This is a genomic window from Paraburkholderia ribeironis, assembly GCF_900019265.1.
Classification (GTDB): Bacteria; Pseudomonadota; Gammaproteobacteria; order Burkholderiales; family Burkholderiaceae; genus Paraburkholderia; species Paraburkholderia ribeironis.
The window spans coordinates 1-526 of sequence record NZ_CYGX02000200.1 but is presented as its reverse complement, the minus strand read 5'-3'; the positions used below and the strand labels follow the sequence as shown (position 1 = coordinate 526).

1 protein-coding gene and 1 pseudogene are annotated in these 526 nt (G+C 60.8%); both read left to right on the top strand.

What is annotated here, in order from left to right; genetic code table 11:
• Positions 1 to 189 (top strand): annotated as a pseudogene (locus BN2475_RS33145) (NAD(P)-dependent alcohol dehydrogenase); the annotation flags it as partial.
• A gap of 187 nt (positions 190 to 376) precedes the next feature.
• Positions 377 to 526, top strand: a 150-nt coding sequence (locus tag BN2475_RS33140) for a helix-turn-helix domain-containing protein (protein WP_143326076.1), incomplete at its 3' end; no start/stop codon positions are given.

The following is a 526-nucleotide window of genomic DNA, read 5'->3' as shown; positions in this document are numbered from 1 at the left end:
AGTCTCGTGGGCTCGCTGATCGGCGGGATTGCCGAAACGCAGGAAATGCTGGACTTCTGCGGCAAGCACGGCATCACGTCGGACATCGAGATGATTCAGATGCAGCAGATCAATGAAGCATACGAGCGCATGTTGAAGAGCGATGTGAAGTACCGCTTCGTCATCGATCTCGACTCGCTGCGCAAGTAACGGGCAGCAGGACCCGGCAGGACCCGATTCGCGCTTCACCCCTTCCTCCCAGGCCGCGCAGGACGGCGGCCTGTCCCTGCTCCCCGCCTCGCTTCAGTCATTGCGTTTGCAGTAACGGCGCGCCTCCCCGATGGGACGAGGCATGCCGCGGTGTTTTCCGCTGGTTTGTTTTCGACAGGAGAGTTCCGTGATCGACCGTATCCAGGCGATGCGCACGTTCATGCGCATCGTCGATACTCATAGCTTCACCCGCGCTGCGGAGTCGCTGGAGATTCCGCGCGCGACTGCAACGACGATCGTTCAGAATCTGGAAGCCCTGCTCGGCACGTCGCTGCTC